This window comes from Thiobacillus sp. 65-1402, assembly GCF_001897685.1.
Lineage (GTDB): Bacteria > Pseudomonadota > Gammaproteobacteria > Burkholderiales > Thiobacillaceae > Thiobacillus.
Window position 1 is genome coordinate 1 of sequence record NZ_MKUG01000094.1, and the last position, 15,242, is coordinate 15,242.

Annotated in this window: 12 protein-coding genes and 1 pseudogene; 4 read left to right on the forward strand and 9 right to left on the reverse strand. The window is 64.3% G+C overall.

Annotation, left to right across the window (positions count from 1 at the left end):
- Position 1: 1 nt before the first annotated feature.
- The gene (locus BGO62_RS07785; RefSeq protein WP_296640998.1) at positions 2–166 is read left to right on the forward strand and encodes a DUF302 domain-containing protein; all 165 of its coding nucleotides are present in this window, start codon (positions 2–4) and stop codon (positions 164–166) included.
- Between the two features lie 611 nt (positions 167–777).
- Here the strand turns inward: BGO62_RS07785 and BGO62_RS07790 are convergent.
- On the reverse strand, positions 778–1,419 hold the full coding sequence (locus tag BGO62_RS07790) for a TetR/AcrR family transcriptional regulator (RefSeq protein ID WP_296640959.1): 642 nt from the start codon (positions 1,417–1,419) through the stop codon (positions 778–780).
- Between the two features lie 57 nt (positions 1,420–1,476).
- Here BGO62_RS07790 and BGO62_RS07795 point away from each other — a divergent pair, with 57 nt between their 5' ends.
- Positions 1,477–2,700 (forward strand): glycosyltransferase, encoded by a 1,224-nt coding sequence (locus tag BGO62_RS07795; RefSeq protein WP_296640960.1) that lies wholly within the window; start codon positions 1,477–1,479, stop codon positions 2,698–2,700.
- A 145-nt stretch (positions 2,701–2,845) separates the two neighbouring features.
- Here BGO62_RS07795 and BGO62_RS07800 read toward each other — a convergent pair.
- The 8 genes and pseudogenes from BGO62_RS07800 to pmbA form a co-directional block, all read right to left on the reverse strand.
- Positions 2,846–3,611, reverse strand: a pseudogene (locus BGO62_RS07800) (IS3 family transposase); the annotation flags it as partial.
- Positions 3,612–3,829: 218 nt separating this feature from the next.
- On the reverse strand, positions 3,830–4,141 hold the full coding sequence (locus BGO62_RS07805; protein ID WP_296640963.1) for a DUF2288 domain-containing protein: 312 nt from the start codon (positions 4,139–4,141) through the stop codon (positions 3,830–3,832).
- 38 nt (positions 4,142–4,179) lie between these two features.
- A complete protein-coding gene (locus tag BGO62_RS07810) occupies positions 4,180–6,453 on the reverse strand; it encodes a YgiQ family radical SAM protein (protein ID WP_296640964.1) in 2,274 nt (757 codons plus the stop codon).
- A gap of 84 nt (positions 6,454–6,537) precedes the next feature.
- Complete coding sequence (locus BGO62_RS07815; protein ID WP_296640966.1) at positions 6,538–6,864, reverse strand: FKBP-type peptidyl-prolyl cis-trans isomerase; 327 nt, start codon at positions 6,862–6,864, stop codon at positions 6,538–6,540.
- A 107-nt stretch (positions 6,865–6,971) separates the two neighbouring features.
- Complete coding sequence (locus BGO62_RS07820) at positions 6,972–8,369, reverse strand: TRAP transporter large permease subunit (RefSeq protein ID WP_296640968.1); 1,398 nt, start codon at positions 8,367–8,369, stop codon at positions 6,972–6,974.
- The gene (locus BGO62_RS07825) at positions 8,369–8,908 is read right to left on the reverse strand and encodes a TRAP transporter small permease subunit (protein WP_296640970.1); all 540 of its coding nucleotides are present in this window, start codon (positions 8,906–8,908) and stop codon (positions 8,369–8,371) included. The genes BGO62_RS07820 and BGO62_RS07825 overlap by 1 nt, the downstream gene beginning before the upstream one ends.
- A gap of 142 nt (positions 8,909–9,050) precedes the next feature.
- Entirely contained in the window at positions 9,051–9,662 is a 612-nt protein-coding gene (locus BGO62_RS07830) for an arylesterase (RefSeq protein ID WP_296640973.1), read from the reverse strand.
- Between the two features lies 1 nt (position 9,663).
- Positions 9,664–11,004: a metalloprotease PmbA gene (pmbA, locus tag BGO62_RS07835; protein WP_296640976.1), complete on the reverse strand. Its 1,341-nt coding sequence runs from the start codon at positions 11,002–11,004 to the stop codon at positions 9,664–9,666.
- Positions 11,005–11,064: 60 nt separating this feature from the next.
- Here pmbA and yjgA point away from each other — a divergent pair, with 60 nt between their 5' ends.
- Both yjgA and BGO62_RS07845 read left to right on the forward strand, forming a co-directional pair.
- Complete coding sequence (gene yjgA, locus BGO62_RS07840) at positions 11,065–11,628, forward strand: ribosome biogenesis factor YjgA (protein ID WP_296640977.1); 564 nt, start codon at positions 11,065–11,067, stop codon at positions 11,626–11,628.
- A 106-nt stretch (positions 11,629–11,734) separates the two neighbouring features.
- The gene (locus BGO62_RS07845; protein ID WP_296640978.1) at positions 11,735–15,238 is read left to right on the forward strand and encodes a DUF748 domain-containing protein; all 3,504 of its coding nucleotides are present in this window, start codon (positions 11,735–11,737) and stop codon (positions 15,236–15,238) included.
- Positions 15,239–15,242 lie beyond the last annotated feature (4 nt).

Below are 15,242 nucleotides of genomic sequence, written 5' to 3' on the forward strand. Positions count from 1 at the left end.
GCTGCCGTGCAACGTCGTGGTGCGCGAGGAAGCCGACGGCAAGGTGACGGTGTCCTTCCTCGACCCCGGCATCATGGTCAAGCTGGTCGCCAACACCGCAGTCCATGGCGTCGCGGCCGAAGCGCGCGCCCGTCTGCTGCGGGTGAAGGACAGCCTGGCCGCCTGAGCGGTTTGACGTACGCAAAAAAGCCCGCGATTGCGGGCTTTTTTGCGTGTGCACGCCATTTGTTACCTGTTGCCCTTGAAGCAAAACGAGGAGCGAGATTGAATATGGGACATGACCCCGAAGATCCCTTCCCCCCTCAAATGGCTAATCGATAAACGTGCTCGTCTCGTGGGGGAAATCAGGAAGACACGGTCTGCGCTGGCCACCGCGAAGCAGCTGATCGAAGAACTGTCGAAGCTCGAGGATGACCTCGCAGCCATTGACCGCAGCCTTGGACTACATGAGATTCAGATTCAAGTTGATTATATTCAACCGATACGCAGTCACTACGTCAGCGACGTCCGACGTCCCCCACGACTGCCTCGGCAGTCGTGGGCAATCTGCTTCCAGGTGACGCAGCTGTGTCGGTGAATTGAATCACCCCGAGTTTTGAGGAGGCTTCTTGCTCCGGGAAGATGGAGCCATGAAGAGTAAGAAGATCCCACCCCCAAGTATCCCCCGAAGTTCGCGAACGCGCTGTTCGCATGGTGCAGGAGCACCGTGTGAGTAGCCGCCCCGAACTGCTGCTTTGAGGGCTCGCAATGTTATTGCCTCAGCTTTGCCGGGGAATACTACTGTCGGCTAGGAGTACGGGCGCCATCCACGAACAACTGGACCACCGTCGTGAACTCTCGCTTTAGATCGAGTCGGCGGTCAGTGATCCAGCGCATCAGTGCACCAAAATATAGATGGTGAAAATAGATTGCCAACTGTTCGGCCGGATGCTCCGGATCGAGTTCGCCGCGCTGTTGTGCGGCGGCGATCAGCAGCGTCCACGCCTGCACCAAGTTACCTTTGCCGGTGGTTTCAGCGTTCGGTTCGAAGCTGGCGAACTTATAGCGGATATAGGGGAGCAGATAATCGGGATGGCGCTCGCACCAGGCAGCCGACTCCGCTAGCAGTTTAGAGATGTTGGCATGGAACGGAGTATTCAGGTCGAATTGGAAGCCGGGGTTAGCGAGATCGCGCGCCAGTTCACCCTCCAATAGATGCGCCAGCACTGCCTCCCTAACCGGAAAATACTTATACAGTGTGCGCTTGGAGACCTCTGCCGCCATCGCGATCTGCTCCATCGTCACAACCAGGTATCCATGGGCCTGAAATAGTTCACCAGCTGCAGCGGCTATGTGTTCCATCAGATGCACTTTTTTCAGCTTTCGCCGGTCGCTAACAGGCGCGTTGGCTTGGTTTTCCAGGTCGGTTAGGGAGGCCATAGCCGGGGGAGTGTAAAGGATGATAAGGTATACGACGTATACTTTTGAAAAGATCTTATGAAGCTGCTGATCCTTACCTACGGCACGGAAGGCGACACCCGGCCGCTCGTTGCCCTTGGCCACGAGCTACTCAGTTCCGGCCACGACGTACATCTGCTCGGCGACGCGCGCACTCTCAGCTCGGCAGAAGAACTCGGCCTAGCCAACTCAGCGCTGTCCGGCGACATCCGGCAGTTGTTCTCCACATGGAGTAGTCAAGGACCAAAAGGCGTGGCCAAGGCGCTGGTGCAACTCACCAATGCTAACACCCGCGCTTGGATGGTTGAAACCTTAGCAGCGGCTGAAGGCTGCGACGCCATCCTCACCTCCGGCTTGGCTGGCTTCATCGGCCTATCGGTTGCTGAACGCCTGAGCATACCAGCCATCGGCACCAGTATGATTCCGCTCACGCCTTCGCACGACTTTCCTTCACCCTTCCTGCCCCCTGGTCTAGTGCCGCATTGGCTCAATAACGCCAGCCTCAGACTGACCAACCAATTGGTTTGGTTTGCCTTCAGGAAAAGTTTGAATGAAGCGCGCCAGACAGTGCTCGGTCTATCGGCGCGCCAAGAACTGCCGACCAAACATCCCATGCTCTATGGAATTTCCTCGACGATCCTGCCACAGCCCGCCGATTGGCCAGTTCACGCCCGCGTGTGCGGCCAATGGCAGACGCCAGCCGGTGAATTCACGCCACCACCTGAACTGGCTGATTTTCTCCATGCTGGCCCGCTGCCAGTCTACGTCGGCTTTGGCAGTATGGCGGGGATAGATGGGCCGCTCTTGGCCAAGACACTGGTTGCCGCCTTGGCGGGCCGCCGTGCATTGTTCTACCCAGGCTGGAGCGGCATGGATGACATCGAGCTGCCTAACAATATTCTGCGCATCGGCACCACCCCGCACGACTGGTTGCTCCCGCGCACGACCGCCGTCATTCACCATGGCGGCTCCGGGACTGCCCATTCCGCCACCCGTGCTGGCAAGCCATCGGTCGTCATCCCATTTGCAGGCGACCAAGCCTTCTGGGCCGAACGACTTTATCGTTTAGGCATTGCGCCGCCAGCGCTCAATGGAGCGAAGCTAGACGCGGGCTCATTGGGGAAGGCAATCAGCTTTGTTGAAGGTTTCGAAGTCCAGAAGCGGGCTGCAGAGCTTGGCAAGCAGATGGAGCAGGAAAAAGGGCTGGTGACTGCTGTGAGGGAGATTGAGAAGCTATGCTATCGTGTAAAACCGCCGTTTTAACGACAGCTACCAAGCTGGGGCGAGTTCTGCCGGTCAGCACTAGTGAGCCGGTCAACCGTAACCGGCACAGGTGGTTAGTTCAACCGTAATGCGCACAATTTTCACATTTGACGCCTGGGCTGCTGCCGGTTTCGTAGACACGCCTTTAAGCTTTTGAAGCTTCCTCGAACTGTACCGGACTGACGTAACCGAGTGTTGAATGCCGGCGCGTCGGGTTGTAGAAGCGCTCGATGTAGTCGAACACATCGGCACGGGCCTGCTCCCGAGTGCGATACGTCTTTCGGCTGATTCGCTCCGTCTTCATTGAACTGAAGAAGCTCTCCATTGCCGAGTTGTCCCACACTTCACCAGCGCGGCTCATCGAGCAGGTATGCCGTTCTCCCTCAGCAATCCCTGGAAGTGCTCGCTGGTGTACTGGCTGTCCTGGTCCGAGTGGTGCAGCAGTTCCTGCGGCCTGCCACGACGCCAGATGGCCATCATCAAGGCATCGGCCACAAGCTGCGAAGTCATGCTCTCCTGCATCGACCAGCCCACGATGCGACGGGCATACAGGTCCAGAACCACGGCAACATACAGCCAGCCTTCGGCCGTCCAGATATAAGTGAAGTCGGCCAGCCACTTCTGCTTGGGCGCCTCCGCCTGAAACTGGCGGTCCAGCAGTTATCGGCGATGACGCTGCGCGAGCCCTTGTCCTGCGGCAGGCCGCGCCGTCTCGGTCTGGCCCGCAAGGCCTGTTCGTGCATCAGGCGCTCGATGCGGTGCAGGCCGCACTGCAAACCCACCGCCAGCATATCGTGCCAGACACGCCGCGCACCGTAGGTGCGGTCGCTAAGGATGAAGCTCTGGCGCACCTGCGCACCCAGCACTTCGTCGTCCCGCTGGCGCTGGCTCGGCGGGCGCACCAGCCAGGCAACGATATCGCTTGACCCGTTGCCTGACGAGTGGAAACGTTGAACAACATTGTCATGCATGGAGTCACGGAAATGCGGTCCAGACATGACAATGCCGAATTACTGAAGCGGTGGCGGATTTCGCCGGAATTTGTAGTTCTGCGGCTGGATATCCATTTGATAACTAATGATTTGTGCAACAGGTAGCAAATGGCGCGTGTGCATTCCAGGGTGCACGCTCAGCTTTCGATTTGCTTGACCACTTCCTGCACCAGCACCCATGGCGCCACCACCACTGCCCAGAACAGCGGCTGGCGCGCGTGCCAGTCTTCGGCGTCGGCGATCCCGGCGCGGGCGATGCGGCCTTCGGCCAGCCAGGCTTCAACGCTCGCCGTGTTGTTCTCGGCAATATGCAGGGCGGCGTCGACCAGGTCCACGCCAATGGCGACCTTGATGACGTCGCCACGCGCGAAGTGGCGTTCGAGTTCGGGCCAGCCGAGCTGGGCGGTTTCGAGATTGAGCTTGGCGCGGAGGATGTCGCTGGGGGTCACGGCAGATTCAAGAGGCAAGATTCAGGTTACAGGAGAATTCAGCGGGATTTGCCGCCGCCGCGGCGCTGGCTCAAGGGGTGCTTGGGTACTTGCGGCGGGCGGCCGCGACCGGCGGGGGCAGGCCTGCCCGATGCGGGTTTGCCTGCGCCTGGTTTGGCCGCATTCGGTTTGCTGGTGCCGGGTTTGGCGCGAGCGCCGGCTTCGGCGCGCGGCGTGCGCGCGCCTTCCGGCTGTCTGCCGGTGCCGGCGGGCTGATACAGCGGAATCAGGTGCTTCTTGCTGTTGCCGATGAGGTCTTCGCGGCCCATTTCCTTCAGCGCTTCGCGCAGCAGCGGCCAGTTGTCGGGGTCGTGGTAGCGCAGGAAGGCCTTGTGCAGACGGCGGGTGCGGCCCTGGCGCACCACCGGAACGGTCTCGGCCTTGCCGCCCAGCACCTTCTTCAGCGGGTTTTTTTCGGTGTGGTACATCGCCGTCGCCAGCGCCATCGGCGTGGGCAGGAAGGTCTGCACCTGGTCGAGGCGGAAATCGTGCTGCTTCAGCCACAGCGCCAGATTGAGCATGTCTTCGTCGGTGGTGCCGGGATGGGCGGCGATGAAATAGGGAATCAGGTACTGCTTCTTGCCGACTGCCCTGGAGGCGGCTTCGAACATCTCCTTGAAGCGGTCGTAGGCGCCCATGCCGGGCTTCATCATCTTCGACAGCGGGCCGGCTTCGGTGTGCTCGGGCGCGATCTTCAGGTAGCCGCCGACGTGGTGCTGCACCAGTTCCTTGACGTATTCCGGCGAGCGCACCGCGAGGTCGTATCTGAGGCCCGAGCTGATCTGGATTTTCTTGATCCCGGGAATCTGGCGCGCGCGGCGGTACAGGTGGATCAGCGGCGTGTGGTCGGTGTTGAGGTTGTCGCAGATGTCGGGGAACACGCAGGACAGCCGCCGGCATGATTGCTCGATCCGCTTCGACTTGCACGCCAGGCGGTACATGTTGGCGGTCGGTCCGCCGAGGTCGGAAATGACGCCGGTGAAGCCGGGGGTCTTGTCGCGGATCGCTTCGATCTCGCGGATCACCGAATCCTCGGAGCGGCTCTGGATGATGCGGCCCTCGTGCTCGGTGATCGAGCAGAAGGTGCAGCCGCCGAAACAGCCGCGCATGATGTTGATCGAGAAGCGGATCATCTCCCACGCCGGAATCCTGGCGTCGCCATAGCTCGGGTGCGGCGCGCGCGCGTAGGGCAGGTCGTACACCGCGTCCATCTCCTGCGTCGAAAGCGGGATCGGCGGCGGGTTCAGCCAGACGTCGCGCTCGCCGTGCGCCTGCCGCAGCGCGCGGGCGTTGCCGGGGTTGGATTCGAGGTGGAAGACCCTGGATGCATGGGCGTACAGCGCCGGGTTGTTCTTCACCTGGTCGTAGTCGGGCAGGCGGATCACCGTGCGCGCGCGCACTTCCTGGCGCGCGGCGAGCCGTTCGGCCTTGGGGACGAGGCGCACCGGCGCGGTGCCTTCAGGCGTCTGCGCGGTGGGGGCGCTGGGCGTCATCGCATAGGGATCGACGTGGGCGTCGATGGCGCCGGGGGTGTCGAGTTCGGTCGACAGCACCTCGATCCAGTTTGAGCCGCCTTCGATTCCCGCTTCCGGCGTGGGCGGTTTCCAGTCGCGCGGCACCATGAAGCCGGTGCCGCGCAGGTCGCGGATGTCGCCGATCTTCTCGCCGCGGGCGAGGCGATGGGTGAGGTCGAGCAGCGCACGCTCGGCGTTGCCGAAGATCAGGAGATCGGCTTTCGAGTCCGGCAGCACCGAGCGGCGCACGGTGTCGGACCAGTAGTCGTAATGCGCGATGCGGCGCAGGCTCGCCTCGATCGAGCCGATGATCACCGGGGTGCCGGGATAGGCCTCGCGGCAGCGCTGGGCGTACACCGTGACGGCGCGATCGGGGCGCTTGTTGGGTTCGGCATTGGCGGTGTAGGCGTCGTCGGAGCGGATCTTGCGGTCGGAGGTGTAGCGGTTGACCATCGAGTCCATGTTGCCCGCGGTGACGCCGAAGTACAGCGTCGGCTGGCCGAGCGCGCGAAAGGCGTCGGCCGAATGCCAGTCGGGCTGGCTGATGATGCCGACCCGGTAGCCCTGCGCTTCCAGCAGCCGCCCCACCAGCGCCATGCCGAAGCTGGGGTGGTCGATGTAGGCGTCGCCGGTGATCAGGATGACGTCGCACGCATCCCAGCCGAGCGCGGTCATTTCGGCGCGCGACATCGGCAGGAAGGGGGCGCTGCCGAAGCGCGCCGCCCAGTGCTTGCGGTGGGAGAACAGGGCGTGGGTCATGAAGAGCTATCCGCGAAGTACCACGAAGGAAAACCCTGACGCATTTCCTCGCGTTCCTTCGCGTCCTTAGCGGACAAAAAAGGTTTAGTTGACGCCCAGCAGTTCGACTTCGAACACCAGCGTGGCGTTCGGCGGAATCACGCCGCCGGCGCCGCGTGCGCCATAGCCCAGCTCGGGCGGAATGGTGAGCTTGCGCTTGCCGCCGATCTGCATGCCGGCCACGCCCTGGTCCCAGCCGGGGATGACCTGGCCGGCGCCGAGCTTGAATTCGAACGGATCGTTGCGGTCGAGGCTGGAGTCGAATTTCTTGCCGTCGGTAAGCCAGCCGGTGTAGTGCACCGACACGTACTGGCCGGCGCTGGCGGTGTCGCCGCTGCCGGTGACGAGGTCTTCGATGATGAGTTCGCTCATGGATTCGGTTCCTGGAGTGTTGAAGTTTGCGATTGACGCACATCCGACAAACGATGCGCGAAGTCGTTCATTTTCTCACGTTTCCCGCCATCGGCGGCAGGCCGGTTTCAACGCCACTCGGCCGGCAGGTAATAGGCGTCGGGATCGACGTCGACGGGGATGTCGGTGACGCTGCTGGCGTCGGCAGGCGCATCGCGCAGCACCACCTGGGGAAAGCCCAGCACCACGGCGACCATGACGAGCTGAATGATCAGGAAGGGAATTGCGCCCCAGTAGATGTCGGCGGTGCGGATCGCCTTCGGCGCCACGCTCTTCAGGTAGAACAGCGCGAAGCCGAAGGGCGGGTGCATGAAGGCGGTCTGCATGTTGACCGCGAGCATCACGCCGAACCAGATCGGGTCGATGCCGAGTTTGGCGGCAACGGGGGCCAGCAGCGGCACGGCGATGAAGGCGATCTCGAAGAAGTCGAGGAAGAACGCCAGCACGAACACCAGCAGGTTGACCGCGATGAGGAAGCCGAGCACGCCGCCGGGCAGCTGGCTGAACAGGTGCTCGACCCACACGTCCCCATCCAGTCCGCGGAACGCCAGGGTGAAGATCGTCGAACCGATAAGGATGAAAATGACGAAGGTGGTGAGTTTGGTGGTGCTGTCCATCGCCTGCGTCAGCTGCAAACGGGAGAGCCGCCCGCGCGCCAGCGCCAGCAGCAGCGCGCCTGCAGCGCCCATCGCGCCGCCCTCGGTGGGGGTGGCGACGCCGAGGAAGATGGTGCCGAGCACCAGGAAGATCAGCACCAGCGGCGGCAGCAGGGTGGTGAAGACGCGCAGCAGCAGGGCCGTACCGTGCAGGGTGCGCGCGGAAGCCGGCAGGGCGGGCGCGGCGTGCGGCCTCGTCAGCGTCACGAAAAACACGTAGGCCAGGTACAGCCCGATCAGCGCCAGGCCCGGGATGAGCGCGCCCTTGTACATGGCGCTGACCGGGGCGCCGAGCTGGTCGGCCAGCACGATCAGCACCAAGGACGGCGGCACGATCTGCGCCAGCGTGCCGGAGGCGGCGATGACGCCTGAGGCCAGCCGCTTGTCGTAGCCGTAGCGCAGCATCACGGGCAGCGAGATCAGTCCCATCGCGATGACGCTGGCGGCGACCACGCCGGTGGTGGCGGCCAGGAGGCCGCCGACCAGGATCACCGCGTAGGCGAGGCCGCCGCGCAGGGAACCGAACAGCTGGCCGATGGTGTCGAGCAGCTCCTCGGCCATGCCGGAGCGTTCGAGGATCAGCCCCATGAAGGCGAAGAAGGGAATCGCCAGCAGGGTGGGATTGGCGACGATGCCGTAGATGCGCTCGGGCAGGGCGTGCAGCAGCGACACGTCGAACAGCCCGGCCATGATGCCGATGCCGGCGAACAGCAGGCCGTTGGCGGCGAGCGCGAACGCCACCGGATAGCCCAGCAGCAGGAAGGCCACCAGGCCTGCGAACATCAGTGGCGCCAGGATTCCGGCTTCCATCAGACTTCCTCTTCGGGTGTTTCGCGGGGGAGGGCGAGATGGCCGGACAGCACGCCGATGCGTTTGATGACTTCGGCCACCCCCTGCAGGGCGAGCAGGGCAAAACCCAGCGGCAGCAGCAGCTTCACCGGCCAGCGCAAGAGGCCGCCGGCGTCGGGCGAGTGTTCCTGCGTCTGCCAGGCTTCGTAAAACATCGGCCAGGCCAGCCAGGCCAGCAGCAGCGCCATCGGCAGCAGGAACAGCAGGCCGCCGGCGAGGTCGATCCAGGCCTGCCCGCGCGACCCCAGCCGGCTGTAAAAAATGTCGATGCGCACGTGGCCGTTGTGCTTCAGCGTGTAGCCCGCCGCCAGCAGGAACATCGCGCCGAACAGGTACCACTGGATTTCCAGCCAGGCGTTGGAGCTTTCGCCGAGCAGATAACGGGCGAGCGCGTTGCCAGCTGAAATGAGGGTGGCGGCGAGTACCAGCCAGATGACGAGACGGCCGATGCGCTCGGTCAGCGCGTCGATCAGGCGGGCCAGGACGAGCAGGGGCCTCATGCTGAAAAGCTTTTTCTATCCGCGAAGTACGCGAAGGGGCGCGAAGTGGAAAAGGCGGGATGGTTGTTTTTCCTGGTTTTTCTTCGCATCACTTCGCGTCCTTTATGCCCTTCAGGGTATTCGCGGATGAAGGGTTTTTGATTCACAAGGCTCCCGCCTCGCGCAGCAATGCATTCAGCCGTTCGGCGACCACGCGGTAACCGGCGGCGTTGGCGTGGATCGGGTCGGACTTGAGCCGGTTGTCCTTCAGCACCTCGTTGAAGGCCTCGTCTTCCAGCGGCAGCCGCATCTCCTCGGCGACGCGGGCATAAAAATCCGGCGCGCCGCCGAACAGTTTCGGTTCGGGCACGCCGATCAGCACCACCTCGGCGCCACTGGAGCGGATCGTCTTCGCCAGCAGGCGCAGGTTGTTCTCGGTGGCGGCCTCGGGCTGCTTTCTCAGCATGTCGTTGCCGCCCAGGCACAGCAGCACCAGGCGTGGCTTGTATTCATCCAGTACGGAGGGCAGGCGCTGCAGGCCCGTGCCTGTGGTGTCGCCGGGCACCCCGGCGTTGATCACGGTGCGGCCGGTGAGCGCCGCCAGCACGGCGGGATAGGCGGTGTCGCTGCTCGCCCCGGTGCCGTGGGTGAGGCTGTCGCCGAAGGCGACGATGACGTCGTGCGGGCTGAGCTTCGGCAGCGTCGGCGCGCGGTCGCACGCGGCGAGCAGGACAGCAAGACAAACCGCGAAGAAAAGGCGGCTTGCGCGCTGCATGTCAGTTTCCTGCGACGGTCATCTTGTCGATCAGGATGGAGCCGACCTGCTTGGAGCCGCGCTTCTCGATGTCGCGGCCGATGGCGACGATGCCCTTGAACATCTCGGCGAGGTTGCCGGCGATGGTGATTTCCTCGACCGGGTACTGGATTTCGCCGTTCTCCACCCAGAAGCCGGCGGCGCCGCGCGAATAGTCGCCGGTGACCATGTTGGCGCCGTGGCCGAGCAGCTCGGTGACCAGCAGCCCGGTGCCCATCTGCTTCAAGAGGCCGTCGAGGTCGTGCTCGCCGGGGGTGACGATGAGGTTGTGGCTGCCGCCGGCGTTGCCGGTGGTCGTCATGCCGAGTTTCTTCGCCGAGTAGGTCGACAGGAAATAGCCCTGCAGCACGCCGTCCCTGACGACGTCGCGATCCATGCAGGCGACGCCTTCGCTGTCGAAGGGCGCGCTGCCGAGGCCGCCGGGAATGAAGGGCTGCTCGCGGATGGTGACCAGCGGGGCGAACACCGGCTTGCCGAGGCTGTCGAGCAGGAACGACGACTTGCGGTAGAGGCTGCCGCCGGAGACCGCGGCGACGAAGTTGCCGATCAGGCCGGTGGCGATCGGCGCCTCGAAGATTACGGGGCAGGTGCGGGTGTCGAGCTTGCGGCCGTTGAGCCGGCGCACCGTGCGGGTGCCGGCGATGCGGCCGACGCTTTCGGCGGAATCGAGGTCGTTGGCATTGCGGGCGCTGCTGTACCAGTAGTCGCGCTGCATCGCACCCTTGTCTTCGCCGATCACCGCCACCGAGATGCCGTGGCGCGAACCGGCGTAGCCGTTGCAGAAGCCGAGGCTGTTGGCATAGATGAAATGCGAGGCGTGCAGGCTGACGCCGGCGCCTTCCGAGTTGGTCAGCCGCTTGTCCACCGCCAGCGCCGCCGCCTCGCAGGCGCGGGCGCGTTCGGCCGCCTCTTCCACGCTGAGATCCCACGGGTGGTAGAGGTCGAGGTCGGGTACGTTCTGTGCCAGGCGGTCGGCGTCGGGCAGGCCGGCCGCTGCGTCCTCGGCGGTGTAGCGGGCGATGGTCAGCGCCTTCTCGACGGCGCTTTTCAGTGCCGCTTCCGACAGGTCCGAGGTCGAGGCGTGGCCGCGCCGCTGGCCGAGGTAGACGGTGACGCCGGCGCCCTTGTCCTTGTTGTACTCGATGGTCTCGATTTCGCCCTGGCGCACGCTGACGTTCTGCCCGACGCCTTCGGAGATCTCGGTGTCGGCGGCGGTGGCGCCCTGTTTGGCGGCATGCTCGATGACGATCCGGGACAGGGCCATGAGCTGGTCGCGGGTGTAGCTGAATTGGGAGCGGGACATGTCGGAATTTACAAAAGGAAATGGGGGACGCGAATACGTTTTGTATGGGCTGAAACTACAATGACGATAATAACAGTAACCGAAAGCCCCACCGTGCGCCTGATCGACCCCGATGCCGAACTGGAATTCGACCCCGACGAGGTCTACGACGGCCCCAGCAAGAGCCATAAGAAACGCGAAGTCGAAGCCCTGCAAGCGCTGGGTGAAATTCTGGTCAAGCTGCCCGATGCGCAATTCAAGCGCATCGAACTGCCGGAAGAGCTGCGCGAGGCGGTGGCCGCCTGCCGCAAGATCACCCAGAACGGCGCGCTGCGGCGGCAAAAGCAATACATCGGCAAACTGATGCGGGCGGTCGACCCGGCGCCGATCCAGGCGCAGATCGACGCCTTCAACGGCGTCTCCGCGGCGGAAAACGCCAAGCTGCACCAGGCCGAGAAATGGCGCGAGAAGCTCATCGCCGACAACGAGGCGCTGACGCTGTTTCTCGACAATTACCCCGGCACCGACGCCACGCACCTGCGGCAAATCATCCGCAATGCGCGCGACGAAGCGGCGCGCAACAAGCCGCCGAAGGCGTTTCGTGAATTGTTCCGGACGGTTCGCGAGGCCATGCAGGAAAAGTAAGCGACCCATGAAGCAGGCGCAGCAAGGCGCAAAAACCGCGCAGACTGCTTGACGCGCCTTCACGCCCTGCTTCGCGGATGAACGTTTTTTGAACTGGGAGTGACGCATGTGGGGACGCCTCGGCAAAATTGCATTGAGCCTGCCGTTTTTGATCGTTGCCGGGCTGTTCGGCCTGTATCTGGCATTCGGGTTTTTCCTGGTCGACCCGCTGGCCAAAAAGCTGCTGCCCTGGATAGGTGAAAACAAGCTTGCAAGCCAGCTGAGCGCGCAGCAGGTCAAGTTCAATCCGCTCACCCTCGAAGCCACGGTGGACGGCCTCAAGCTGGCCGAGATGAACGGCGCGCCGCTGGCCGGTTTCGACCGGCTCTACGTCAATCTCGACAGCACCGGTCTGTTCCGCTGGGCCTGGCGTATCCGCGACGTTCAGCTCGAACGGCCGCGCGCCATCCTGACGGTGCAGCGCGGCGGCAAGCTGAACTGGGCGGCGCTGATCGCCAAGCTCAATGAAAACAAGGAGCCGCCGTCCGATACCCTCGCGCGGGTGCTGGTCGATCACGTCAAAATCAGCAACGGCGACATCGAATACACCGATGCCGATCGCACCGGCGCCCCCTTCAAGGCGCTGCTGCAGCCGCTCGGCATCGAGCTCGAAGGTCTCTCCACGCTGCCCGAGGATAGGGGCGATTACCTGATCGCGGCCAAGCTGCCGGAACAGGGCGGCACGCTCAAGTGGAAAGGCGACGTCGGGCTGAATCCCATCGCATCGAGCGGCGAGCTCGGGCTGCAGGGGGTGCGGCTGGGCAATCTGCTGCGGGTGGTGAAGAGCCCGCGCAATTTCGAACTGCCGTCCGGAACGCTCGCCGCAGGCCTGCGCTACCGCTTCGCCATGGTGCGCGACAAAACCGGCGAAGACGTGCCCTGGGTGCAGATTGGCGGCGCCAACCTGGTCGTGCAGAACCTGGCGCTGGCGCCACGCGGCGACGGCGTCCAGAAGGGCAGCGATCCGCTGCGCGCTGCAGCGCCTGCGCCGGTGCTGGAGCTCGCCGAGGCGCGCGTCGGCAACGCCAGCCTCGACCTGGCCCAGCGCCGGATCGAGGTGGCGAGCGTCAGCCTGTCCGGCGGCAAGCTGGCGGCGACGCGTGACCTCAAGGGCACGCTGGACTGGCAGACCCTGTTCGCGGCGGGCGAGGACGCTGCCGCGCCCCGATCCGCGGCAGCCAAGCCGGCGGCGGCCGAAACCGCCGCGCCGCCGCTCCCGTGGAAAATCGACGTGCGTGAAATCAAGCTGGCCGACTGGGCGGCACGTTTCACCGACCGGAGCTTTGCCGCGCCGCTTGGCGTGAGCGCCGAGGGTTTCGGCCTGACCGCGGCGCTGACCGGCGAGCTGGGGGCCGTGGCGGCCATCGACGTCGGCCCGGTCAACGCAGCGCTGGGCCCGGTGCGGGTGCAGTCGGGGACGCAGCAGGTGGCGGAATTGCAGCGTGCGGCGCTGCTCAACGCGCGGCTGAAGCTGGCGGAAAACCGGCTCGCCATCGAGGTGGTGGAATTGAACGGCGCAAAAACCAGCGTGACGCTGGACAAGCGCAAGACCCTCAACTGGGCCGAAATCCTGAAGCCGGCGTCCGGCGCGCCTGCCGCTGCTTCGGCCAAGGCGGAAACCGCGGCGGCTTCGCCCATGGATGTGCAGCTTGCGCGCCTCAGTCTCGACGGCCTCGAAATCGGCATCGTCGACCAGTCGCCCGGTGCGCCGGTCAGGCTCGATGTCGCCAGGGGGTTCCTCACCCTGCAGAATCTCAGCCTCGACATGAACCAGGCAGTGCCCCTGCAAGCCGGCTTCGCGCTCAGGCAGGGCGGCCGCTTCGAGGCCGGCGGCACGGTCGTTCCGGGCAAGACCTCGGGCCGGCTCGACCTCAAGCTGGCAGGGCTGTCGCTGCAGCCCTTTGCGCCCTACGTCAACCAGGTGGCCAGGCTCAAGCTGCATTCGGGCGTGGCGTCGAGCCGCGGCAGGCTGACGTTCGCGCAGGCCAAATCGGGCATGAAGCTGGATTTCGACGGCGGCTTCGCGGTCGACGATCTCGCCATCACCGAGGAGGAAACCGAAGAGGCCTTCCTCGGCTGGAAGAAACTGTCGTCGGACAGCCTTGAATTCAGGCTCAACCCCGACCGCCTGCACATGAACGAACTGGTGGCGCTGAACCCCTTCGGCAAGGTCATCATTTTCGAGGACAAGTCGATCAACCTGCAGCGCATCCTGCGCACCCCGGCGCAGGCGCCGCTTGCCACTGCGCCCGCAAAGCCACTACCGGCGCCACAGCCGGCGGCCCAATCGGCCGCGTTTCCGCTGGCCGTCGAACGTCTGCGCATCGTCGGCGCGAATGCGGAATTCGCCGACCTTTCGCTGACGCCGCAGTTCGGCACCCGCATGCACGACCTCGGCGGCGTGGTGACCGGGCTGTCCACCGATCCGGCGACGATGGCGCTGGTGGAGCTCGACGGCAAGGTCGACGAGTTCGGCTCGGCACGCGTGCGCGGCTCGATCCAGCCGTTCAGGGCGACCGATTTCACCGATCTCAAGCTGACGTTCCGCAATCTGGAAATGACCAACATGACGCCGTATTCGGGCAAGTTCGCCGGGCGCAAGATCGATTCCGGCAAGCTCTCGGTCGACCTCGAATACAAGATCAAACAGCGTCAGCTGGCGGGCGAAAACAAGTTCGTGATCAACAAGCTCAAGCTCGGCGAGCGGGTCGACAGTCCCGATGCGATGAAGCTGCCGCTCGATCTGGCGATCGCCCTGCTGGAGGACAGCGAAGGCATCATCGATCTCGACCTGCCGGTCACCGGCAGTCTCGACGATCCGCAGTTCAGCTACGGCAAGATCATCTGGAAAGCCGTCGTCAATGTGCTGACCAAGCTGGTGACCGCGCCTTTCCGTGCGCTCGGCAGCCTGCTGGGGATCAGTTCCGACAAGCTCGAAGCCGTCGAATTCGATTTCGGCACGGCCACCCTGCTGCCGCCGGAACAGGAGAAGCTCAAGGCGGTCGGCCAGGCGCTGGCCAAGCGGCCGCAACTCGCGCTGTCGATCGCGCCGGCGTACGAGGTGAAGGGCGATACGCGCGCGATCCAGGAATTGTGGATACGCCGCGACGTCGCACAGCGCATGGGGCTGAAAATCGACCCCGGCAACGAACCCGGCCCCGTCGACACCACCAACCCGCGCGCGCAGAAAGCGCTGGAAGCGCTGTACGGCGAGCGTTTCGGCAAGCAGGGCGGGGTGAGGGCGATCAAGGCCGAATATGCGAAGGCCAAGGAGGCTGGGCCGTCGCTGCACGCCGCCATGCTGGAGCGCCTGACCCTGCAAATTCCGGTGACCGAGGCCGAACTGCAGCGGCTGGCGCAGGCGCGCGGCGAGGCGGTGAAGCAGACGCTGATCACGCTGGGGCAGGTGGATGGCGCCAAGATCGGCGTGACCGAAGCGGTGAAAAACGCGGATGGCGGCAAGCTGGTCGCCAGCAAGATGAATCTGCAAGCAGGCAAAAAACCGGCGCCCGCGCCCGCATCGCCTGCTGCACCCGCCGCGCCGGTGGCGCCCGCCACGGCCGCACCCTGATGCC

Bases quoted from the DNA above. Each gene is read 5' to 3' on its own strand.
- BGO62_RS07815 (WP_296640966.1), bottom strand. From the start codon at position 6,864: ATGAGCGAACTCATCATCGAAGACCTCGTCACCGGCAGCGGCGACACC.
- BGO62_RS07830 (WP_296640973.1), bottom strand. From the start codon at position 9,662: ATGCAGCGCGCAAGCCGCCTTTTCTTCGCGGTTTGTCTTGCTGTCCTG.
- BGO62_RS07790 (WP_296640959.1), bottom strand. From the start codon at position 1,419: ATGGCCTCCCTAACCGACCTGGAAAACCAAGCCAACGCGCCTGTTAGC.
- BGO62_RS07845 (WP_296640978.1), top strand. From the start codon at position 11,735: ATGTGGGGACGCCTCGGCAAAATTGCATTGAGCCTGCCGTTTTTGATC.
- BGO62_RS07810 (WP_296640964.1), bottom strand. From the start codon at position 6,453: ATGACCCACGCCCTGTTCTCCCACCGCAAGCACTGGGCGGCGCGCTTC.
- BGO62_RS07795 (WP_296640960.1), top strand. From the start codon at position 1,477: ATGAAGCTGCTGATCCTTACCTACGGCACGGAAGGCGACACCCGGCCG.
- BGO62_RS07820 (WP_296640968.1), bottom strand. From the start codon at position 8,369: ATGGAAGCCGGAATCCTGGCGCCACTGATGTTCGCAGGCCTGGTGGCC.
- yjgA (WP_296640977.1), top strand. From the start codon at position 11,065: ATGACGATAATAACAGTAACCGAAAGCCCCACCGTGCGCCTGATCGAC.
- BGO62_RS07825 (WP_296640970.1), bottom strand. From the start codon at position 8,908: ATGAGGCCCCTGCTCGTCCTGGCCCGCCTGATCGACGCGCTGACCGAG.
- pmbA (WP_296640976.1), bottom strand. From the start codon at position 11,004: ATGTCCCGCTCCCAATTCAGCTACACCCGCGACCAGCTCATGGCCCTG.